A 22,530-nucleotide genomic window follows, 5' to 3' on the forward strand; every position below is an offset into this window, starting at 1 on the left:
ATGGCTATTATGACAACAATTCGGTTGTCGGCTCAATAGGGTTTAGTTTGAATGGTTATGCACTTTTTATGTGAAAGGATCAGGCATGACTCTGCGTACCCCGGTGAAAACTCGCTCTAAATTACCCGATGTCGGCACCACCATTTTTACCGTTATCGGCCAGCTTTCCGCCGAACATAATGCGATTAACCTTTCTCAGGGCGCGCCCAACTTTCCTTGCGATCCGCAACTGATTGCCGGGGTGACGCGCGCCATGCAAGCCAATCATAACCAGTATGCGTCGATGACCGGGCTGCGCCTGTTAAAAGAGCGGATTGCGCAGAAAATCAGCGAACTGTACCGCACAGATTACGACGTGGACAGTGAAATTCTTATCACCGCAAGCGCCAGCGAAGGGTTGTATTCCGCTATCAGCGGGCTGGTGCATCCAGGTGATGAAGTGATTTACTTTGAACCCTCATTCGACAGCTACGCGCCCATTGTCCGTTTACAGGGCGCAACGCCTGTAGCTATCAAACTGACGGTGCCGGATTTCGCGGTGAACTGGAACGAAGTGCGCGCGGCAATCACACCGCGCACGCGCATGATCATTGTGAATACGCCGCACAACCCCAGCGGGCAGGTGTTTTCCCGCGCCGATCTTGAGCAACTGGCGGCGATTACCCGGCATACTGATATTGTGATCCTCTCCGATGAAGTCTACGAACATGTGGTGTTCGACGGCGAACCGCATCACGGCATGGCAACGCATCCGCAACTGGCGGAGCGCAGCGTGATTATCTCGTCGTTTGGCAAGACCTATCATGTGACAGGCTGGCGCGTGGGATATTGCGTTGCGCCTGCGGAACTGATGGATGAGATCTGCAAAGTACATCAGTTTTTGATGTTTTCCGCCGATACACCCATGCAGTACGCCTTTGCCGATCATATGCGTGACCCGCAAGGCTGGCTGTCGCTGGCGGCGTTTTACCAGCGTAAACGCGACCTTTTGCAAACATTGCTCGCTGAGTCGCCGTTTCGCCTGCTACCCAGCGCCGGATCGTTTTTCCTGCTGGCGGATTACAGCCACTTCAGCGATGAAACTGACAGCGAGATGGTAAAAAGGCTGATTATTGATTGCGGTGTCGCCACTATTCCGTTGTCGGCGTTTTATACCGATGGTACAGATAACAAGTTGATCCGCCTCTCTTTTGCAAAAGACGAGGCCACATTAAGAGCAGGCGCGCAGGCCCTGTGTCGTGTTAAGCCACGCTAAGGAGCGTTAATGATGAAATATAAAGCACTCTGTCTGGGCATGGGTTTGCTCTGCTCATTCTCCTCGTTTGCCGAAAACGCCCTGCGGTACGGCGTGGAAGCGGAATATCCGCCGTTTGAAAGCCGCAACGCGTCAGGCGAACTGGAAGGTTTTGATATCGAGCTGGGTAACGCTGTCTGCAAAGCGGCGCAGCTGAAATGTAGCTGGGTGGAAACCTCGTTTGATGCGTTGATCCCAGGGCTGACTGCCAAGAAATTCGATGCCATCAACTCGGCGATGAACATTACCGAACAGCGGCGTAAAAGCATCGATTTCACTCAGCCGATTTATCGCATTCCTTCGCAACTGGTCGGCAAAAGTGGCGACGGCATGGAAGCGACCGCAGAGGGGCTGAAAGGCAAAACCATTGGCGTGTTGCAGGGATCGATTCAGGAAACCTACGCCAAAGAGCACTGGGAAAAGCACGGTGTCACGGTGGTGTCGTATAAAGATCAGAATATGGCGTGGGGAGATTTGCTGAACGGTCGCATCGACGCCTCACTGGTGATGTCAGCGGCGGGGCAGGCAGGTTTCCTCAGCAAGCCGCAGGGTAAAGGGTTTGGCTTTATTGGCAAACCGGTATCGGACGATACGATCCTCGGCAGTGGTATCGGTTTCGGGCTGCGCAAAGGTGACGAAGCCACCAAAAAGCAACTTGATGCCGCCATCGATAAAATCCGCGCTGACGGCACCATCAAAACGCTGGCGGAAAAGTACTTCCCCGGCATTGATGTTAGTGTCAGCGCACAATAAAGCATGACCACTCTGGCGCCTGCCGTTGATGTCCGGCAGGCGCTTTTTTATTTCCGCCGCAAACTACTGCCGTTATACAGATCTTTACGCCGCTTTCGGGCTGCTCTTATCGACAGAAAATATTTCATGTTTCGTTCATATATTCGGCAGCCAACAATTGGATTCTCAATGAATTTTGTCTAGAGTGATGCGTTCATTAATGAACGCTTTTGCCGCTGTTTCGCGCCATCGCGAAATGCCATTTGACGACCAGAAGGACGTGTTACCAGGCATGAACCGCAGACGATTTATTCAAGCATCCATGGCCCTTGCCGCAACTTACGGCACCACCGGTGTTGCATCGCTCTTTTCCCGCGCGGCGTTCGCGGCGGAAACGGACATTGCCGATGGTCAGAGCCGCCGTTTTGATTTCTCCGTGCTGCAGTCCATGGCGCACGATCTGGCGCAACAGCAGTGGGGCGGTGCGCCTAAAGCGCTCCCCAACACGCTGGCGAACCTGACGCCGCAGGCTTACAACAGCATTCAGTACGATGCGCAGCACTCGCTGTGGAACAACGTTGATGGCCGCCAACTGGACGTGCAGTTTTTCCACGTCGGCATGGGGTTTCGCCGCCGCGTTCGTATGTTCTCCCTCGACCAGGAGACACACCAGGCGCGTGAAATTCACTTCCGTCCGGAGCTGTTTAACTACCACGACGCGGGCGTCGATACCAAACAGCTGGAAGGGCAAAGCGATCTGGGTTTCGCCGGGTTCCGCGCGTTTAAAGCGCCTGAACTGGCGCGCCGCGATATTGTCTCGTTCCTCGGCGCCAGCTATTTCCGCGCGGTAGACAGCACTTTCCAGTATGGCCTTTCCGCACGCGGCGTGGCCATTGATACGTTTACCGACACGCCGGAAGAGTTTCCGGATTTCACCGCCTTCTGGTTTGAGACGGCAAAAGCGTCCGATACCACCTTTACCGTTTATGCGCTGCTCGACAGCCCGAGCATTACCGGCGCGTACAAGTTCGTGATCCACTGCGAAGAGAGCCAGGTGATCATGGATGTCGATAACCGCCTGTATGCGCGCAAAGACATCAAGCAACTGGGCATCGCGCCGATGACCAGTATGTTCAGCTGCGGTAATAATGAACGCCGCGTCTGCGATACCATTCATCCGCAAATTCACGACTCCGATCGTCTGGCGATGTGGCGCGGTAACGGCGAGTGGATCTGCCGCCCGCTGAACAACCCGCAAAAATTGCAGTTCAACGCCTACCAGGATGAAAACCCGAAAGGGTTCGGCCTGCTGCAACTCGATCGTGATTTCTCCCACTATCAGGATGTGATGGGCTGGTACAACAAACGCCCAAGTCTGTGGGTCGAGCCGCGTAACAAATGGGGCAAAGGGGCGGTCAGCCTGATGGAGATCCCGACGACCGGCGAAACGCTGGATAACATTGTCTGCTTCTGGCAGCCGGAAAAACCGGTCAAAGCGGGCGATGATTTCGCCTTCCAGTACCGCCTGTACTGGAGTGCGATGCCGCCGGTGCGTTCTCCGCTGGCGCGCGTTTACGCCACCCGTACCGGTATGGGCGGCTTCCCGGAAGGCTGGGCGCCGGGCGAACACTATCCGGACAAATGGGCGCGTCGTTTCGCCATTGATTTTGTTGGTGGTGACCTGAAAGCAGCCGCGCCGAAAGGCATTGAGCCGGTCATTACGCTTTCAAACGGGGAAGCGAAACAGGTTGAGATCCTTTATGTTGAGCCGTTTGACGGGTATCGCATTCTGTTCGACTGGTATCCGACCAATGATTCCACCGATCCGGTAGACATGCGTCTGTTCCTGCGCTGCCAGGGCGACGCCATCAGCGAAACCTGGCTTTATCAATACTTCCCGCCTGCGCCGGACAAACGTCACTACGTTGATGACCGCATCATGCGCTAAACCCACTTCGCCCCGTCAGGGGGCGAATGCTTTATGGAGCCGCAATGGACGATACCGTTATTCCGGTGAATGACCATCTCGCGCTGCATGCCGTCGACGAGCGGTTTGTGCACGATCTGCACCAGTTAATTGTCAAAAACCGCGACTGGCTACAGCAGTTTCTCAACTGGCCGCACTCAGTCACATCCATTGATGACACCCGCAAAACCGCGCAGAGCAACATGCTGTTGCACCAGCGCGGCTACGCCAAAATGTTCATGATTGTGCGCAACGATGTGCTGGTGGGCGTGCTGGCGTTGAATTCGATTGAGCCGTTAAACAAAACGGCTTATATCGGCTACTGGCTGGATGAAGCGTGCCAGCGGCAGGGGATTTTGTCTCAGGCCATGCAAGGGATGCTCGATTTTTACGCCCGCCGCGGCGATATCCGCCGCTTTGTCATCAAATGCCGGGTGGCGAACCATGCCAGCAATCAGGTGGCCTTGCGCAACGGCTTTACGCTAGAAGGCTGCCTTAAACAGGCCGAGTTTCTCAACGGCAGCTACGACGATCAGAATATTTGGGCGAAGATCGTCGATAAATTCTGAACGCGCTAACTGTTGGCCTGTGAAACCGCTTTGCGCAGGCCGTTTACTGCCGGTGAGTTCATCGGTGTGACCAGTGCGTAGTTGTAGTGATCATCACTCCAGTACTGCGCCATCACATCGTCTGCCTCGCGCTCCCCGTGCGGAAGTTTGACCGGGCTTAACGGGCGGATATACCAGCCGACCCGCGTGCCGTTCCTGTCCTGATACATAATCAGCGCCGCCGGGCCTTGCGCGGTGGCGATAAGCCTCGCGCCGGATAACGTGAAACCATACTGTTCGAGATTTGGCGGCTGGTTGCCGTTGATGAAATACCGGGCGACCCAGCGGGTGAGTTCGGTTTGCTGGCTTGCCACTACATCCATTGGCGTGACGGCGGCGTTGTCAAAAAGTTTATAGGCCTGGACCGCGTCCTCCATCGGCTGATGCGTCATTAACATTTGCGACTCTTTCAGTTGCCAGCCCGTGTAACCACCCACGCTTAACGCCAGTACCAGCGCGAACGCGGTGGCCAGTTTCCATTGACGCTGCTGGCGTGCCTGGCGGCGTAAATAGTGTGGCTCCGGTTTTTCCAGAACGATAGTTTGCTGGCTCATGGCCTGGCGGAGTTGCTGCGCGTCACGTCGCCAGCCTGCAACCTGCGCGGCGGCAGCGGGGTTATCTGCCAGATAGCGCTCGACACGCGCTGAGGTCGCCTCATCGGTTTCGCCATCCATCCAGGCATGCAGATCGTGTTCATCCGGTGGCAACGTCATTTCAGTCTCCTCAGCGGCAGCGGCGCTGCCGTACCGTCTAATTTCTCATGTAGCAATTTACGCGCGCGCGACAGGCGCGACATCACGGTGCCTGTCGGGATATCTAGCGTTTGGGCGACTTCTTTATAACTCAGCCCTTCAATGCTCACCAGCAACAGAATGGCGCGATAATCGGTCGGCAGCGTGGCGAACACCGCCAGCGTATCATCCGCCATTGCCAGTGATTCGGTCGACGCGCTGATGGCCTCCTCGCCGGTGAAAAAGGCGAGGATTTTCATGTACCGCCGCTTGCGCCGCTCACCGTCAATAAATTGACGGTAAAGAATGGCGAACAGCCAGGCGCGCAGGCTCCGTTCGCCATCACTATTTGGGCTACGCGTCAGCGCTTTCATCAGGCAGCTTTGCACCAAATCTTCCGCGCTGTGTGGGTTACGGGTTAGCCACAGCGCAAAGCGTTGCAAATGTGGCATCACCTGACGAATCTCATCATCAGTCAGTTGCATAGCTTGCCTTCATCGCTTGCGGGTTCCCGACATACTTTCAAAAACGCCATCGCGGAGCACAAGGGCATGAAACAGCGCGGCGGCTAAATGCAGCATCACCGTTGCGAACAGCGCCAGCGCCACCAGGGAATGCAGTGGCCGCAGTAGCGCGTAAGTATCATTATTCACCGGCAGGATAGGTGGCAACACCCAACCGCCGACAGTCACCGGGTAGCCCGCCGCCGAAAGCATTCCCCAGCCAATCAGCGGTTGCGCAATCATCATGGCATAGAGCGCCCAGTGTGAAAGATGCGCCATAGCACGTTGCCAGACGGCGAGGGTCGCCGGTAACGTGGGCGTCGCAGTATAAAACCGTAGCCACAGGCGGACCAGCACCAGCACCAAAATCATTAAACCCAGCGGTTTGTGGATCGATACCAGCAAGCTGTGCAGGGATGAGACGGTGGAAACCATCACGACGCCAATAAACAGCATCGTGATGATCGCCGCCGCCATTAACCAGTGCAGCACGCGCAGCGCCGGGTGGAAATAGGCAACGTTTTTCATAAATGAGCTCCTGCCTGGGCGGATTGTTCACGGGTGCGCGCATTGTAAGATTTAGCATAGGCCGCAGAACGCGCATTGAGTAACGGATCGTCAGAGGCGGCAATGCCGTCCGGCAGGATCAGCGGATCGTAATTGATATCATTACACGGCCCGTTTTGCTGTTCTGAGGCTTGGGTGAGAACCAGCGTTCCGGCGTTGATGGTTTGCCGGTCGGCAGGCCAGACTTTCGTCGCATTGCTGCCATCGTCACCCGGCTGGGCGACGGTTATCAGCAGATCCCATTTCAGTGGTCCCTGCGCCAAACGCTGTTTGAGATCCGTTTGCAGGAAATTTTTATCGATCTTTTCTTCGGCACTGATGGGCTGATAACCGGTGTGCGGCACCATGCTCCAGCGCACCAGATGCGCCATCCCAGATTTATCAATAAACCGGAACGCGTTCAGACTATTAAAGCGATCACTGGCCCAGCTCGACGAAGGGACATTCTGTTTTGCCCACGCCAGAAACGGCATGATCTCCGGATTCTTTTGCACAAAGGTTTTGAATTTCTCGGCATTCGGTTTGCCAGTTGCCGCATCGGGCAGCGAGGCAACCTGCAATTCATAGAATTGCTCAACGGTGGAGACCGGGAAGAAGGGCATTGCATTCATGCCGGTGCGCCACTGTTCACCGTTTGCTAACTGAAACGCCAGCGCCAGGCTGCGTACGGGCACGGCATAATCCGGCGCGGCGGGGTTTCCTCCGGCAATGGCGAAACGCCCGATTACCGGCGTTTCACCTGCGGCAAATACCGAAGCGCGGGATAGCATGCTGGCATTGCCACTGGAGATAAAATTGCCGGTAACGCAGAGCCCTTTGGCGTGATTTCGCCGATAACCCGGATGTTCGCCTCCCGCTTGTTGTAAGACATTAACCAGTTTATCGGCGCTCAGGCGCGCAGGAGTTAACCAGCCTCCGCCCCACAGGAACAGCACAATCAACACCAGAGGAACAAGTGCGATCGCTGCAAGACGTGCAAGGATCTGGCCGGTCGTAAAAGGAGTGTTTGTCATAGTCGCTCACCTGCTAATCATGAGCGGATAAGACGAAGCAACAGCGGGTTTATTCCACACGGAAGAAAAAATTTTTTTGTGAAAAAAGCCTGCAACGGAATTTTCATTGCAGGCTCGTTTTTATCAGGGGTTCATCGTCGCAAAGAGTGTGGCGAAAGTGCCGTCTTTTTCAGCCCAACGCCGGTGTTTATCACGCTCCAGCACCAGTTCACCGCCCGGGTGATCGCCGCACTCAATCATTGACATCACTTCACTGATATAAGCTGGCAACGCCATTGCGCGCGGATCGGTTGCCTGCTCTGCACCAGTAAGTGTGGTTTGCACGTAAGGGGGCGAGAGTTCCAGTACTTCAACAGGAATATGGCGAAGTTGATGGCGCAGACAAACCAGCCACGTATGCAAGAAGGCTTTGCTGGCGCAGTAAGTAGGGAAGTCCGTCCGCGGTACAAACGCCAGCGCCGAACTGGTTGCCAGCAACGTGGCTGCTGGTTGGTGTCGAATCATCGGCAGGAACGCGGCGACAGTCCGGATGACGCCAAGGATATTGGTAGTGACGATCGCCTGCGCCATCTCTGTGTTTGGGTTACCTTCGGCAAAATCTTCTTTGCCTGAAATACCGGCGTTGGCAATCAATACATTCAGTCGGGGAAACTGCGAGCTGACGCGTTTAACGAGTACGTTAAGGCTCTTTTCGTCATCGACATCCAACGGGAATCCCGCCATTCCGGGGTTGTTACGTGTCACATCATCCAGAAGCGCCTTGCGGCGACCGGTAATGATAACCTGGTTACCCCGCGCATACAGGGCTTCAGCCAGCGCGCGGCCAATGCCGCTGGTTGCGCCAGTGATAAGAATAGTGTTGCCGCTAATGTTCATAAAACGTCCTCTCCAGTTGAATAATGGAAAGGCGACGACACAAACCCGCAACCGGGAAGGTAACGGGAAATGAGATCAGAAGTGAGTGCCGCGCCTGCATTTGGGATCCTGTTTTCTCCGCGGAGACCCTCAGGAACCTGGGCGCGTTGGATGACGGTAACGCCTACGGCATAGTGGAAAATGCCGGATGATTATATTTTCGGCATTAATAACAGACAAGCGAATTATAAAGAGCCAACCAGTGGTGTGCGGGTAATGTGCTGCGTGTCGTTAATCACTTTCGGCCCGCGAATCAGAATGCTTTCGCCTTCCTGCGCGTCGACGACCGCATCGCCGCCAATTTCAATCTGGTGCTCGATCAGCACATTGCCGTGAATGCGCGCATTGCCCTGAATCACCACTTTTTCATCCAGTTGCAATGGTCCGCCGCGTAACCAAGCGTGACCGCCCACCAGCACGTGGTGTTTTAAAATACAGTTGCCTTCAACGACGGCGTGTTCTGCCACCTGCGAACTGTAGCGAATGGTCGGGATCTCATCGTCAAGCGTCCCGGCGACCACACGCGCATGACCATATACTTTGGCACAGTCGCACACCCAGACATCATTAAGCTCGTTGCCTTCGAGCAGGGCGAAATCAAAGACTTCGGCGCGGTGTTCAATAAACGCGTAATTAACGATGGCGTCGCCATAAATTTGCGCCTGATGCACCACGCGCGAATGGCTGACGGTGGCGCTGTCGTAAATCTGCAAAATCTGTTCGTTATCCAGCGTTAAACCCTGAGCGGCAATGATGTCGCAACCACTGAGAATGCGCGCATCGCCGCGTAAATGGCATAAACCGCGCACTGTAGAGGCCTGAACGGTGACATTGTCACTTAACTGCGCGCCGTGGCTTATCTCGCTGCCGTCAACCCAGGCGTTATCCGCAATGACGACATCGTGGCAAATCACACACGGCTGGGTGATCCGCGCATTGTCCCGCACCGCGCTGCCATGAAAAACCATGCTGTTTTCATCGTAAATCCAGCAGTTTCCTTGCTGATCGAGCACGTTTTCATTATCAACCCAGCCACCGGCGCTACCCGCTACAACATCGTTAAAATCGTGCAGGGCGATAATCTGGCGCAGCGCGACGGATCGCTTTTCGCCGCTAATCTGGTAATGCATTGTCCGTTGCTCATCACTGAGCCGATACTTATTCATGCTACATTTCCCCCATCTGCCTGAATTAAACGTAGCAAATTTTACACCACTGGCTATCCGCCAGAGAAACCAATAAAATGCACAAAAAATGCAACTTATAAATTCGCGACGTATTGAGGAACAGCATGACCACCCGCACTGATAACTACTTTACTGAAAAATACAGCATGACGCCGACCCATTCGGAAGTGCTTAATGCCGTTAATTATGTCCAACCGGGTAAAGCGCTGGATCTCGGCTGCGGTAATGGCCGCAACAGCCTGTTTCTCGCCAACCGGGGTTTTGATGTCACCGCGTGGGATAAAAACCCGAACAGTCTGAGCAACTTACAAAATATTCGTGAAGCAGAAGGGCTGGAAAACTTACATATCGAGGCGGTTGATCTCAATAACCTGCGTTTTGACGGCGAGTATGATTTTATTCTCTCGACCGTAGTGCTGATGTTTCTGGAAGCGAAAACCATCCCAGGGCTGATTGCCAATATGCAGCGCTGCACCAAACCGGGCGGCTATAACCTGATTGTCGCGGCAATGGACACGGCAGATTTCCCGTGCACGGTCGGTTTCCCGTTTGCCTTTCAAGAGGGTGAGTTGCGCGATTACTACGCCGGTTGGGAGCTGCTGAAATACAACGAAGAAGTGGGTGAGCTTCATCGCACCGATGCCAACGGTAACCGTATCAAATTGCGCTTTGCCACGATGCTGGCACGTAAATCCGCGTAAAATTTCCCGCTGCGACAGTAAAAGAGCCGAAAGGGATACCACCGGTTCTTTTACTGCCAGTCCGCCATTTTTTCTATGAACACTCGCTGTACCACGCCTGTTCCGCTATTCGCCTGGTAAACGCCACCGGTAAACTATTTGAGGATTACGGTGATGGCATGTCACCGCTGGCGCAGCAAATGCCGGATGGTAAGGCCAGCCAGCACATTCGCGTGATCCGCATCCGGCTCGTTAAATGGGGTTATTATTACGAAGTGATCACCGTTGCGACACCATCACCGGTCTGTTTTAGCGCGCCGCCAGCAGGCAAAGCTGCAGCGCAACGTTATAAGAGGCTTCGAAAGCACGCAGCGGCAGGAACTCAAAACGCGAGTGGAAGTTATGCGCGCCGGTGAAGAAATTTGGTGTCAGCAAACCTTTAGCAGAAAGCGCTGCACCGTCGGTGCCGCCGCGCATCGGCGTCGGTTTTGGCGTAATACCCAGTGATTCCATGGCTGTGAACAGTAAATCAATCGCCCGGCGATCTTCGCCAATCGCGTTGCTGATATTGCTGTAGGTATCGCTGATGCTGTACTCGACCTTCGCGGTGGGATATTGAGCCGCGATTTTTGCCGCAATATCTGCAATTTGCTGTTTGCGTTTAGCAAAACTCTCGCTGTCGAAATCACGAATGCTGGCGTTCAGCGTCGCGTAACTCTGCACGGCATTGATACCGTTAAACCAGATATAACCTTCGCGTCCTTCTGTTTGCTCCGGCGTCTGCTGGCGATCGAAATGGCTGATGTAATCCATCGCCATCAACAACGGGTTCACCAATACACCTTTCGCCGACATCGGGTGCGCGGTCACGCCCGTAAACTGAATTTGCGCGCTGGCGGCGTTAAAGTTCTCGTAAACGATTTCGCCCAGTTCGCAGCAGTCGATTGTCCAGGCAAAATCAACATCAAAACGCGCTAAATCCAGCGCTTTCGCACCGCGCAGTCCCACTTCTTCATCGGGTACAAAGGCCACCACGATGTCGCCGTGACGCTGTTCTGGCGTCAGATTTTCCAGCAGCGTCATCACCACGGTAACCGCGGCTTTGTTATCGGCGCCGAGTACGCTGGTGCCGTCACTGAAAATTATCTCCTCATTCGGGTAGGCGAGGATCTCCGGATGTTCATCAACGCGCAGCCAGATATCTTGCGTACTGTTCAGACAGAGATCTTGTCCCTCAAAGCGCAGGATCTGCGGATGAATATGCGGGGATAAACCGACGTCCACGGTGTCGATATGGGTGATAAAACCAATGCGCGGCGCACCGGGAACATTGCCTTTTTTGACGGCGGTGACGGTCGCGTGATCGTCAATAACGATCTCTTCAAGACCGAGTGTTTTCAACTCATTAGCCAGTTCGCGTGCCATATCAAACTGCCCGACGGTGGTGGGTAAGGTGGTGGCAGTGGGATCGCTTTGGCTAGTGATGTTGAGATAGCGAAAGAAGCGATGCGTTAATTGACTGGTGAGCGACGACGTCATAGTGATTCCTTCTTTATTCGAATTATCAGGTGTTTGCAAATTCACTTTAATGTTATTTATGAGAGGGCAAACAACAAGCCTTTACAATAAAACAACAGGAAAAACTATGATTAGCAAACCGACAACACTTGCTCTGGCGTTGGCCGCGATGATAGTGAGTTCTTCTGTGGCGGCGAAAACGCTGGTCTATTGCTCGGAAGGCTCGCCGGAAAACTTCAACCCACAACTCTATACCTCGGGCACCAGCGTGGATGCCAGCGCGGTGCCGGTCTATAACCGGCTGGTGGATTTCAAAGTGGGCACCACGCAACTGCAACCCAGCCTCGCGGAAAGCTGGGATGTCAGCGAAGACGGCAAGGTTTACACCTTCCATCTGCGCAAAGGGGTGAAGTTCCAGAGCAACAAATACTTCACGCCAACGCGCGACTTCAACGCCGATGACGTGATCTTCTCATTTATGCGGCAAAAAGACGCAAACAACCCCTATCACAATGTCTCTAACGGTACTTACTCGAACTTTGAAAGTCTGGAGTTTGGGTCGCTGATCACCGCGATTGATAAACTCGACGACCATACCGTGCGCTTTACACTGGCGCACCCGGAAGCGCCGTTTGTCGCTGACCTTGGCTGGTATTTCGCGTCGATCCTCTCAGCGGAATACGCCGATGCGATGTTAAAAGCAGGAACCCCGGAACGTGTCGATATGGACCCGATTGGCACCGGTCCGTTCCGCCTGGCACAGTACCAGAAAGATTCACGCATTCTGTTTACCGCGTTCGACGGCTACTGGCAGGGCAAAGCCAAAATTGATCGTCTGGTCTTCAGTATCACGCCGGATGCGTCCGTGCGGGTGGCAAAACTGGAGAAGAACGAGTGCCAGGTCATGCCGTTCCCCAATCCGGCCGATTTGCCGCGCCTGAAAGAGAATAAAGACATCACGCTGATGAGCAAAGCCGGGTTGAACACCGGGTTCCTGTCGTTCAACACGCAAAAAGCGCCGCTGGATAATGTCAAAGTGCGCCAGGCGCTGGCGATGGCGATCAACAAACCGGCGATCATCCAGGCTGTGTTCCAGGGAACGGGCACCGCCGCGAAAAACCTGCTGCCGCCGGGCGTCTGGAGCGCGGACAGCGAACTGCAGGATTACGACTACGATCCGGAAAAAGCCAAAGCGCTGCTGAAAGAGGCCGGATTTGTGCCGGGAACAGCCATCGATTTATGGGCCATGCCGGTGCAACGCCCCTATAACCCAAACGCCAAACGGATGGCCGAGATGATCCAGGCCGACTGGGCGAAAGTGGGCGTGCAGACCAAAATCGTCACCTATGAGTGGGGTGAATACCTGAAACGGGTGAAAGGCGGCGAACACCAGGCGGCGCTGATGGGCTGGACCACGGCGACCGGCGATCCGGATAACTTCTTCGGCCCGCTGTTTACCTGTACCTCTGCCAACGGCGGTTCTAACTCGGCGAAATGGTGTTACGCGCCATTTGACAAAATTGTCTCCGAAGCGAAAGTCACCACCGATCATGATAAACGCGTCGCGCTGTATAAAGAAGCGCAGCAGATGATGCATGATCAAATGCCGGCGGTGATGATTGCCCACTCAACGATTTTCGAACCGGTACGCAAAGAGGTTCAGGGCTACGAAATTGACCCGTTTGGTAAACATATTTTCTGGCAAGTTGATCTGAAGAAATAGCCATTAACAGGTGAGCAAACCTTGGACGTTAGCGGTTTGCTCGCCCATTTCACTGCGCGTTAACGCTGAGGCTATCGGCGTTGCCAAAGCAGCCGTTTTTACCCCCACAAAACGCCGCTGCGTTTGCTATACCTTAAGAGCAATTCCGCACTCACAGGGACATCCTCATGCGTACTCATGCATTGGTTAGCGTTGCCGTCTTTTCCGGCCTGCTGGCGTTATCAGGCTGCGCGTCAAAAGTGACCCAACCGGAAAAATATTCCGGGTTTCTAAAAGATTATTCAGGGCTGAAGGAAACCACATCCGCCACTGGTAAACCGGTGCTTCGCTGGGTGGCACCGGGTTTTGATCCGGCGAAATACGACAGTATCGTCTACCACCCGGTGGTCTATTATCCAGTGGCTAAACCGACCAGCCAGGTGAATCAACAGGTGCTGGATGGCGTTCTTAACTACACCAACAGCAAGCTGAAAGCTGCCGCCGCGTCGCGTAAACCGCTGGTAACATCGCCAGGCCAGCACAGCTTGATTTTCCGTGGGGCGATAACCGGCGTGGACGCCAGCAAACAGGGATTGCAGTTCTATGAAGTGGTGCCGGTGGCAATGGTTGTGGCGGGAACGCAGATGGCAACCGGGCATCGCACGATGAACACGCACCTCTATTTTGAAGGCGAGCTCATCGACGCGCAGACCAATGCGCCGGTGCTGAAAGTGGTGCGCCAGGGGCAAGGGAAAGATGTGAATAACGAAAATGCGCCGGTCACCGTCGATTCTCTGAAACAAGTCATTGACGATATGGCGACCGACGCGACGATGTTTGATATCAGCAAGCGTTAGCTTTTCGCCGTGCTCCTCGCCCGCCCAGCCATGTTTCCGGGCGGGCAAACATCACCAGATTGCCGGTAAGGATCAGCAGTAACCCGGCAACGCCATTGAAGTGCCAGATATAGCCCTCGAAGAACGTCGAAACGGTCAGCGCAACCAGTGGAAACAGCAGGGTGCTGTAAGCCGCTTTGCTGGGGCCAATCCGACCAACCAGCGTAAAATAGGCGCCAAAGCCAATCACCGATCCGAACAACGCCAGGTAGACCAGCGCGCCAAGATAACTGGCCGTCCATTGCGGGGTAAAATCGTCACCGCGCAGCAGGCCTATCGCCCCCATAATCAACGTTCCGTAGAGCATCGCCCAACTGTTGGTGGTGATGGTTTCCAGTCCTTTGCGCTGATGGCGCAGGCTTATCATATTGCCAAATGAGAAGCCCAGCGTGCCCAGTGCCGACAGGCCAATTCCCAGCAGTAACGTTATGCTCCAGCCGCTGTTGACCAGATCCTGCCAGAACAACGTCACAATCCCTGTCAGGCCGAGGATCGCGGCAACAAAAAAGCGTGCCGGGGGCTTTTGACCAAAAAAGAGATAACTGTTTACCGCGTTAAATAAGACCGCCATGGAGAAGATCACCGACTCCAGCCCGGTGCTGATCCACGCCGCAGCGGTATAGAAGCACCAGAAGTTAAAACCAAACACACAGCAGCCCTGGAGCAGGCAAAACAGATGATCGCGCAGCGGCAGGGCGCGCAATTTACGCTGCGCCAGCAACACCAGCATCATTACTACTGTGGCCAGTGCAAAGCGCCAGAAGATCGACACCGGCGCGGCGACCGGTCCATGTTGTAGATAAATCGCAATCCAGGTTGTTCCCCAGATAACCACCACCAAACCGTACAGCAATGCGTTCATGTTGAGTTCCAGTGCGTAAAACGAAGGCTGAGTGTGGCAAAACTGCAATGCAGGCGATTGCACCGGTTTGCGCCGGACTTGCATATTCTTGCGCTTTTCTTTACACAACGCTGGTATCCGCCGCCAGCTATTCATAGACTGGGGTTCTGGTGAATTTATAATAATTTCCGTGAATGTCTGAACACTACGAAGCCTTTGAAAACTTGAGTAAACACAACGCCGTGTTGCACAACTCGGTGGCGCTACACTCTGGCATTCAACTGGCGGCCTGGTCGAACAAACGCGACAACATTACCCAATATTGCAATCACCATACCCTGAGTTTGTACGTGGCCGACGGCTATGAGAGCTATCACAAAACGGCCTACGGCTGGAAAAATGGCGGCGGGCCGGATCGCTTTTGCCTGATGCCGAAAGAGAGCGAATCAGTGTGGGATATCCGCGATACGTTGTCTTTTGTGCACCTTTACTGCACCGATGAGCATCTGCGTGAAGTGGGTGAGCAGGTGTGGGATCGCAGCCCGGCATCGTTCACGCTGGATGAGAAAACATTTTCCCAGGATGCGCGGATTACTGCGCTTTATCGCCAGTTTTTGCTTGGTTGCGACTGGCAGCAAAACGCCAACCAGTTAACGCTGAGTACCGCCTCGACGCTGTTACTGACGCACTTAGTTCAGCACTACAGCAACGTGCAGTGGCAACTGCCGACGGTAACGGGTGGTTTGGCGCCAGTAGTGCTTCGCTCCGTGCTGGAGTATATCGATGCGCATCTGGCAGAACCGTTGCTGCTGGCGGATCTGGCCGCGCAGGCCGCGCTGAGCGAATACCACTTTGCCCGCATGTTCCGCCAGTCAATGGGCGTTGCGCCGCACCAGTTCGTGATGCAACGGCGCATGGCGCGGGCGAAAGATCTGTTGCTTCACAGCGATCAGCCGCTGACCACCATTGCGCTGGCCTGCGGTTTTAACTCTGCCAGCCACTTCAGTAACCGCTTCAAAGTGGCGAAAGGTATCACTCCCTCGCAGCTACGCGCCTCGCGCTAAGCGCATTGCCCCGTAGCAAATCCCGCCGATGGCTAAGCCCCAGAATGCGGAACCAATCCCCAGCAGCGTGACCCCGCTGGCGGTCACCAGAAAAGTGACAATCGCGGCATCGCGATCGCGCTCGGTGATCAACGCCTGGTGCAGGCTGCCACTCATCGTACCCAGCAGCGCCAGCCCCGCCAGTGTCTGGATCCAGCTTAATGGCAAGGCGGTGAGCAGCGAGGTTATCGAGCCGCCAAACAGACCGGCTAACAGGTAAAATACCCCGGCTGCCGCCGCAGCCAGCCAGCGTTTTTCTGCCTGTGGGTGAGCATCCGGGCTCTGGCAAATCGCAGCCGTGATGGCGGCAATACAAATTGAATAAACGCCAAACGGCGAGAACAGCAGCGCCAGCGCGCCGGTAAAAATAATCAACGGTGTAACCGGAACGGGGTATCCCGCCGCCTGCATGGTGGCAAAACCGGGCGCATTCTGCGAGGCCATCGTCACCAGAAAGAAGGGCATACCGATGCTCACCAGCGACGACCAGTGGAATTCCGGCGCGGTATAAGTCGGTACAACCATCGCGATAGTGATATTTTTCGTGACAACGTCACTACTTAGCCACGCAACCAGCCCTCCGATCAGTAGCGTCGCGACAATGGCATAGCGCGGTGCCAATGCTTTGTAAATAAGCCAGGCCAGCAGCATGCTGCCACACAAGATGAAATGCCCCTGAATATTGCTAAACGCCTGCAAGCCGAAGCGCAGCAAAATGCCCGCCAGCATGGCCGCCGCCAGCGTATGAGGAATGATTTTCATCAGCCTGGCGAACAACCCGGTAACGCCACACAGAACAATTAAGGCATTGGCAAAGATAAACACACCCACCGCTTCATTCAGTGAAACGCCTTGTAAGCTGGTCGCCAGCAGCGCGGCGCCCGGTGTTGACCATGCCGTAAGCACCGGCATGCGATACCACAGACTTAACACCAGCGTACTGAAACCCATACCAAGCCCCAGCGCGGTCATCCAGCCAGCAATTTGCACCGCACTTGCGCCCGCCGCCGAGGCCGCTTGCCAGATAATGGCGGCGGAGCTGGCATAACCGACCAGCACCGCGACAAAGCCAGCCAGCAGGCTGGAAAAAGGCAGAGTAGAAGCGCGAGAAAAGGTGGCGTGCGACATGAAATAATCCTTGTGCGTTATAGCATCCGCATAAAATATCACTGGACGCTATAACGCACAAGCTGGCAGTACATTAAGGTATTTAGCGTGGTTATAGTTTCGCTCTCTAAAAAAGAAACGCTGCGCTATACTGCCCCGGATTTTTCTTCCCGGAGGCGTAATGAACATCGCAGACTACCTGGCAAGCACCTTAAAACTTCTCCGTCAGGGCCGTGGCTGGAGCCTCTCCAGGCTGGCAGAAGAGACGGGCGTTTCCAAAGCGATGCTCGGGCAAATTGAGCGTAATGAATCCAGCCCGACGGTGGCCACACTGTGGAAAATTGCCACCGGCCTGAACGTGCCGTTTTCTACCTTTATTGCTCCACCGGAGAGCGAGACACCGCTCGCCTATGATCCTCAGCAGCAGGCGATGGTGATCACCCCCATTTTCCCGTGGGATGAAAAGCTGCGCTTTGATCTCTTCTCAATTGCGCTGGCACCGGGGGCGATAAGTGAATCGACGCCGCACGAAAGCGGGGTGATTGAGCACGTGATTGTCATTAATGGCGCGCTGGATTTATGTCTCGGCGGGCAGTGGAAAACATATACCAGCGGAATGGGCGTGCGCTTTGCGGGCGATGAAGCGCATGCCTATCGCAACAGTTCCGCGCACACCGTGCATTTCCACTCGTTGATTCATTATCCAAAAGAAAAAGCCGCAAGCACGCCTGCGGCCAAAAACGACGACGATAAATAACATGACAACGTTGACCCGCGATACTCCGGGCTGCAGGAAAGTTCAGCCTCACCTGCAACCGGCAGTACGGTGGATTAAACGTGACGAGGAATTGTCCGAGCCACCACTCTATCGCCGTACGAAACGCAGTGGAAATAGCAATTTCGACATTGCATTGCCGACAGGCGCAAATTCCCCCTGCGGCAGGTGGTGAAACGCCCCGGTTGTGACTACAATAGCCGCCATTTTGCACATAATGGATAACGACGATTGTATGCGCCTGCACCCCCATCATCTTGAACTGTTAAGCCCGGCTCGCGACACCGCCATTGCCCGTGAGGCCATTCTTCACGGCGCTGACGCGGTCTATATTGGCGGCCCTGGCTTCGGCGCGCGCCATAACGCGGGCAACAGCCTGCGCGATATCGCCGAACTGGTGCCATTCGCGCATCGCTATGGCGCGAAAGTGTTTATCACCCTGAACACGATCCTTCATGATGACGAGCTGGAACCGGCGCAGAGCCTGATCCATGACCTGTACCAGGCCGGTGTCGATGCGCTGATCGTGCAGGATATGGGCGTGCTTGAGCTGGATATCCCGCCGATTGAACTGCACGCCAGTACGCAGTGCGACATTCGCAGCGTGGAAAAAGCCAAATTCCTCTCCGATGTCGGTTTTAGCCAGATTGTGCTGGCGCGTGAGCTCAACCTTGAGCAGATCCGCGCCATTCATAGCGTGACCGATGCCACTATTGAGTTCTTTATCCACGGTGCGCTGTGTGTGGCATACTCCGGGCAGTGCAATATCTCCCATGCGCAGACCGGGCGCAGCGCCAACCGTGGTGACTGCTCGCAGGCGTGCCGTTTGCCCTATACGCTGAAAGATGATCAGGGTCGCGTGGTGGCGTATGAAAAACACTTGCTGTCGATGAAAGATAACGATCAGAGTGCCAACCTGGCGGCGCTGATCGATGCGGGTGTGCGTTCCTTCAAAATTGAAGGGCGCTACAAAGACATGAGCTACGTGAAAAATATCACCGCGCACTATCGCCAGATGCTGGATGCCATTATTGAAGATCGCGGCGACCTGGCGCGCGCGTCCGCCGGGCGTACCGAACATTTCTTTATTCCCTCGACGGACAAGACCTTCCATCGCGGCAGCACCGATTATTTTGTCAACGCACGCAAAATTGATATCGGCGCGTTTGATTCACCGAAGTTTATCGGCTTGCCGGTCGGTGAAGTGCTGAAAGTGGCGAAAGATCACCTCGATGTTGAGGTGACGGAACCGCTGGCCAACGGTGATGGCCTGAACGTGCTGGTGAAGCGTGAAGTGGTGGGTTTTCGCGTCAACGTCGCCGAGAAAACGGGCGAGAACCGTTACCGCGTATTCCCGAACGACATGCCGGATGCGCTGCGAACGTTGCGCCCGCACCATGCGCTGAACCGTAACCTTGACCACAACTGGCAGCAGGCACTACTGAAAACCTCCAGTGAGCGGCGTATCGGCGTGGATATTGAGCTTGGCGGCTGGCAGGAGCAACTGGTGCTGACGCTGACCAGCGAAGATGGCGTTAGCGTGACGCACACGCTGGACGGGCAGTTTGACGAAGCCAACAATGCGCAAAAAGCGCTGGAAAGCCTGAAAGACGGGCTGGCGAAACTGGGGCAAACCCGGTATTACGCGCAGGCGATCACCGTTAATCTGCCGGGGGCGCTGTTTGTGCCCAACAGTCTGCTCAACCAGTTGCGCCGCGAAACGGTAGAGATGCTGGAAGAGGCACGGCTGGCGAATTACCAGCGCGGCAGTCGCAAGCCGGTGGCGACACCCGCGCCGATTTACCCGGAAACGCATTTGTCATTCCTGGCTAACGTTTATAACCACAAAGCGCGTGAATTTTATCACCGCTACGGTGTGCAACTGATTGACGCCGCCTTCGAAGCCCATGAAGAGAAGGGCGATGTGCCGGTGATGATCACCAAACACTGCTTGCGCTTCGCCTTCAACCTGTGCCCGAAACAGGCGAAAGGGAATATCAAAAGCTGGCGTGCAACGCCAATGCAACTGGTACATGGCGACGAAGTGCTGACGCTGAAGTTTGACTGCCGTCCGTGTGAAATGCATGTGATTGGCAAAATTAAGAACCATATTCTGAAAATGCCTCTGCCGGGCAGCGTCGTGGCGTCGATAAGCGCCGACGACTTAGTAAAAACGTTGCCAAAACGCAAATAAACAAAGGGTGGCACTTTGCCACCCTGTTTTTTTACTGTCCCTAAAACAATTCTCCTGAATAGCCATAAATTATCTCGCCGCGGTAAGAACAATCATGCGTTAATAACCGTAATACGTTAATCTAGCTGGGCGGAAATAATAAGAAATGGCTTATTGATGATATTCATGGAGAGGAAATGCGTAAATTTACGTTAAGCGCCTTGCTTGTCGCGGGTGCATTTTTGTTGTCTGCCTGTACGCCAGGCCCGCTCGGAACGCAGCGTTATCAGGCCTATACCGGTAGCGACGCGACAGTGGTTTACACGCAGGCTAATAAGGCTCATCAAGGGCTTTTTTATTTCCAGCGCTATAACAAAGAAGGTGACTGCTTTAATTCCGCCGAGATGATTTACATCAGTAATAATATGCTGGAGGGCGTGGTTGACAGGCTTTTTACCAGCCGACTGAAAGGCGATCAATACTGGACATTAATCGTACAGGATAATTCCAGCGGCAGGATGTGGATCCATGAGACCGCATTTTTCCTTGAAAAAGGCAAACACTATGTGGCGATAAGCTCCCGTGGTGCAGTTGAAATTCCGGCAGATTTGAATATCACCAGCCAGGACGATCTGGATAAAGTGTATGACCGCTATCAGGATAAACCGGCGAAACCGTGGAATTTACGCCGCGGCATCTGTAAGTCCTGGTTATCCAAAGCGATGGGATCGTAATCTCTTAAGCAAGCGTTCTTAAAAACCGTGTCAACAAGATAAAAAAACAGGCCTTTCGTGATGGCGAAAGGCCTGTTTGCATTTCAGGATAGATTAGCGGTCGTCACCCGGACGTTGATCGTCAGGCAGTGGCGGTTTCTTACCGTTGTGTTTGTCGTTGTGTTTATTATCCGGACGCGGCGGCTTATCCTGCTTGTGTTTCGGCGGTGGCGCCTCGTGCGACGGTTTTTTATCTCCTTTATGGTGCTGGCCGTTTTGGTACTGTTCCGGCGGTAGCGGCGGACGTTCGTCAGCAAACACCATTGAAGAGAAGCTCATCGCCAGAATGGCAGACACCAGTGCAATCTTTTTCATTTTCTACATCCTTACTCGTTCTATTGCGTGGCGACGATTTGACGATAAAAAAGTGAAGGGATGATGGAGCGTTACGCCTTCGGGATTATTCCTGGAGGCGCGGTGGAAGATAGTGCCAGTAGGGCGGAGAACCGAAACTCGCCAGTAAAAAATCGATCACTGTGCGGGTGTTAAGCGACGGGTATTTCCCGCCGGGGTAGAGCAACCACAGCGACTGCGGCGTTGGCGAATAACTGGCGGTAAAATCTGGCATGAGTGCCACAAGCTCGTTGCGGTTCAGCATTTCACCCACTTGCCAGTCCGGGAAAAGTAATATTCCCGCATCACTCAGTGCGGCTTGTAACAGTAATTCCGCGTTATCGGAAACGATTTTGGCCTGCGGCGAAAACTGGCAGGATTTCTCCCCTCGCTGAAAACGCCAGCGCTGCAAACCACTTTTCCCGCGATACGCCAGTAACCGGTGCGACTGCAATTCCTCCGGCGTGCTCGGTTGACCATAACGACGTACGTAGGCGGGTGTCGCCACCAAATGGCACTGCTGGTGCGCAATCAGCCGACCGTGCAGCTCGGAATCCTGCAGCGCCGCAATACGCAGCAACAGATCGGTACCATCAGCAAACGGGTCGATATAGTCATCGTTCAGGTTCAATTCGATATGCAGACGTGGATAACGCTCACTTAGCTCGCTGATTTTGGGGCCAATATGGCGTAGGCCAAACGAGATCGGCGCATTAATGCGAATGCGCCCGCCAGGCTCGTCGCGACGCTCGCCTACCTGGGTTTGCGCGTCCGCAAGCTGCTGCAACATGGTGCGAAACGTGTCGGCATAGATATGACCCGCCTCGGTGGCGATCACCGCGCGCGTGTTGCGATACAACAACTGGGTTTCCAGCGCCAGCTCCAGTTGCTGAACCACGCGCGACAAGGATGAGGCCGCCAGACCTTCGTTGCGAGCGACTTCGGATAAGTTTCCTTCTCGAACGATGGCGAGAAACAGCTGCATTGAGCGGGCGCTAATTTGACTGAGCTTATTCATCTGTGCGTAATATGCAAAGGTCCATGGCGAATTGTAGTGTTTTTACGAACAAGTTTCATCGCTAAGCTACGCGAACACCTAATACGGAGAAAAAT

22 protein-coding genes are annotated in these 22,530 nt (G+C 54.5%); 11 read left to right on the plus strand and 11 right to left on the minus strand.

Going from position 1 to position 22,530, the window contains the following annotated elements:
* Positions 1 to 85: 85 nt before the first annotated feature.
* The 4 genes from C813_RS34160 (at position 86) to rimL (ending at position 4,561) form a co-directional block, all read left to right on the plus strand.
* On the plus strand, positions 86 to 1,255 hold the full coding sequence (locus C813_RS34160) for a pyridoxal phosphate-dependent aminotransferase (protein ID WP_017456827.1): 1,170 nt from the start codon (positions 86 to 88) through the stop codon (positions 1,253 to 1,255).
* Between the two features lie 12 nt (positions 1,256 to 1,267).
* Positions 1,268 to 2,047, plus strand: coding sequence for an ABC transporter substrate-binding protein (locus C813_RS34165; RefSeq protein ID WP_025263612.1), 780 nt, complete (start codon positions 1,268 to 1,270; stop codon positions 2,045 to 2,047).
* Between the two features lie 271 nt (positions 2,048 to 2,318).
* Positions 2,319 to 3,974 carry a glucan biosynthesis protein D gene (locus C813_RS34170; protein WP_025263613.1) on the plus strand — a complete coding sequence of 552 codons (1,656 nt, stop codon included), beginning with the start codon at positions 2,319 to 2,321 and terminating at the stop codon, positions 3,972 to 3,974.
* A gap of 44 nt (positions 3,975 to 4,018) precedes the next feature.
* Complete coding sequence (rimL, locus tag C813_RS34175; protein ID WP_017456830.1) at positions 4,019 to 4,561, plus strand: 50S ribosomal protein L7/L12-serine acetyltransferase; 543 nt, start codon at positions 4,019 to 4,021, stop codon at positions 4,559 to 4,561.
* Positions 4,562 to 4,566: 5 nt separating this feature from the next.
* Here rimL and C813_RS34180 read toward each other — a convergent pair whose 3' ends face one another.
* The 6 genes from C813_RS34180 to ydcK all read right to left on the minus strand — a co-directional run bounded on the left by C813_RS34180 (position 4,567) and on the right by ydcK (position 9,495).
* On the minus strand, positions 4,567 to 5,313 hold the full coding sequence (locus C813_RS34180) for an anti-sigma factor family protein (protein ID WP_017456831.1): 747 nt from the start codon (positions 5,311 to 5,313) through the stop codon (positions 4,567 to 4,569).
* Complete coding sequence (locus tag C813_RS34185) at positions 5,310 to 5,816, minus strand: RNA polymerase sigma factor (protein WP_017456832.1); 507 nt, start codon at positions 5,814 to 5,816, stop codon at positions 5,310 to 5,312. Before C813_RS34185 ends, C813_RS34180 begins: the two co-directional genes overlap by 4 nt.
* A gap of 9 nt (positions 5,817 to 5,825) precedes the next feature.
* A complete protein-coding gene (locus C813_RS34190) occupies positions 5,826 to 6,362 on the minus strand; it encodes a cytochrome b (protein WP_017456833.1) in 537 nt (178 codons plus the stop codon).
* Entirely contained in the window at positions 6,359 to 7,414 is a 1,056-nt protein-coding gene (locus tag C813_RS34195; RefSeq protein ID WP_017456834.1) for a catalase family peroxidase, read from the minus strand. The genes C813_RS34190 and C813_RS34195 overlap by 4 nt, the downstream gene beginning before the upstream one ends.
* Positions 7,415 to 7,537: 123 nt before the next feature.
* Positions 7,538 to 8,290: an SDR family oxidoreductase gene (locus C813_RS34200; protein ID WP_017456835.1), complete on the minus strand. Its 753-nt coding sequence runs from the start codon at positions 8,288 to 8,290 to the stop codon at positions 7,538 to 7,540.
* Positions 8,291 to 8,514: 224 nt separating this feature from the next.
* Positions 8,515 to 9,495, minus strand: a complete 981-nt coding sequence (gene ydcK / locus C813_RS34205; RefSeq protein ID WP_025263614.1) for a YdcK family protein — start codon at positions 9,493 to 9,495, stop codon at positions 8,515 to 8,517.
* Between the two features lie 125 nt (positions 9,496 to 9,620).
* Here ydcK and tehB point away from each other — a divergent pair, with 125 nt between their 5' ends.
* Positions 9,621 to 10,217 carry a tellurite resistance methyltransferase TehB gene (tehB, locus tag C813_RS34210; RefSeq protein ID WP_017456837.1) on the plus strand — a complete coding sequence of 199 codons (597 nt, stop codon included), beginning with the start codon at positions 9,621 to 9,623 and terminating at the stop codon, positions 10,215 to 10,217.
* Between the two features lie 288 nt (positions 10,218 to 10,505).
* On the opposite strand, the gene pepT is transcribed toward tehB, so the two are convergent.
* Positions 10,506 to 11,735 (minus strand): peptidase T, encoded by a 1,230-nt coding sequence (gene pepT, locus C813_RS34215; protein WP_017456838.1) that lies wholly within the window; start codon positions 11,733 to 11,735, stop codon positions 10,506 to 10,508.
* Between the two features lie 106 nt (positions 11,736 to 11,841).
* Here pepT and C813_RS34220 point away from each other — a divergent pair, with 106 nt between their 5' ends.
* The gene (locus tag C813_RS34220) at positions 11,842 to 13,437 is read left to right on the plus strand and encodes an ABC transporter substrate-binding protein (protein ID WP_017456839.1); all 1,596 of its coding nucleotides are present in this window, start codon (positions 11,842 to 11,844) and stop codon (positions 13,435 to 13,437) included.
* 167 nt (positions 13,438 to 13,604) lie between these two features.
* The gene (locus C813_RS34225; RefSeq protein WP_017456840.1) at positions 13,605 to 14,273 is read left to right on the plus strand and encodes a DUF3313 domain-containing protein; all 669 of its coding nucleotides are present in this window, start codon (positions 13,605 to 13,607) and stop codon (positions 14,271 to 14,273) included.
* Here the strand turns inward: C813_RS34225 and C813_RS34230 are convergent.
* A complete protein-coding gene (locus tag C813_RS34230; RefSeq protein ID WP_017456841.1) occupies positions 14,260 to 15,174 on the minus strand; it encodes a DMT family transporter in 915 nt (304 codons plus the stop codon). The two genes, C813_RS34225 and C813_RS34230, sit on opposite strands and share 14 nt — an antisense overlap.
* Before the next feature lie 173 nt (positions 15,175 to 15,347).
* Here C813_RS34230 and C813_RS34235 point away from each other — a divergent pair, with 173 nt between their 5' ends.
* A complete protein-coding gene (locus C813_RS34235) occupies positions 15,348 to 16,217 on the plus strand; it encodes a helix-turn-helix transcriptional regulator (protein ID WP_017456842.1) in 870 nt (289 codons plus the stop codon).
* Here the strand turns inward: C813_RS34235 and C813_RS34240 are convergent.
* Complete coding sequence (locus tag C813_RS34240) at positions 16,200 to 17,384, minus strand: benzoate/H(+) symporter BenE family transporter (protein WP_017456843.1); 1,185 nt, start codon at positions 17,382 to 17,384, stop codon at positions 16,200 to 16,202. The genes C813_RS34235 and C813_RS34240 overlap by 18 nt on opposite strands.
* Positions 17,385 to 17,544: 160 nt before the next feature.
* Between C813_RS34240 and C813_RS34245 the strand changes: the two genes are divergently transcribed.
* From C813_RS34245 to C813_RS34255, 3 genes are all read left to right on the plus strand, one after another.
* Positions 17,545 to 18,120 (plus strand): helix-turn-helix domain-containing protein, encoded by a 576-nt coding sequence (locus C813_RS34245; protein ID WP_017456844.1) that lies wholly within the window; start codon positions 17,545 to 17,547, stop codon positions 18,118 to 18,120.
* Between the two features lie 253 nt (positions 18,121 to 18,373).
* Positions 18,374 to 20,332, plus strand: coding sequence for a peptidase U32 family protein (locus C813_RS34250; RefSeq protein ID WP_017456845.1), 1,959 nt, complete (start codon positions 18,374 to 18,376; stop codon positions 20,330 to 20,332).
* A 176-nt stretch (positions 20,333 to 20,508) separates the two neighbouring features.
* Positions 20,509 to 21,045: a hypothetical protein gene (locus C813_RS34255; RefSeq protein WP_016495976.1), complete on the plus strand. Its 537-nt coding sequence runs from the start codon at positions 20,509 to 20,511 to the stop codon at positions 21,043 to 21,045.
* A 93-nt stretch (positions 21,046 to 21,138) separates the two neighbouring features.
* Here C813_RS34255 and C813_RS34260 read toward each other — a convergent pair whose 3' ends face one another.
* Positions 21,139 to 21,399 (minus strand): hypothetical protein, encoded by a 261-nt coding sequence (locus C813_RS34260; protein ID WP_017456846.1) that lies wholly within the window; start codon positions 21,397 to 21,399, stop codon positions 21,139 to 21,141.
* Between the two features lie 85 nt (positions 21,400 to 21,484).
* A complete protein-coding gene (locus tag C813_RS34265) occupies positions 21,485 to 22,435 on the minus strand; it encodes a LysR family transcriptional regulator (RefSeq protein WP_017456847.1) in 951 nt (316 codons plus the stop codon).
* Positions 22,436 to 22,530 lie beyond the last annotated feature (95 nt).

The organism is Kosakonia sacchari SP1 (assembly GCF_000300455.3).
GTDB classification, from domain to species: Bacteria; Pseudomonadota; Gammaproteobacteria; order Enterobacterales; family Enterobacteriaceae; genus Kosakonia; species Kosakonia sacchari.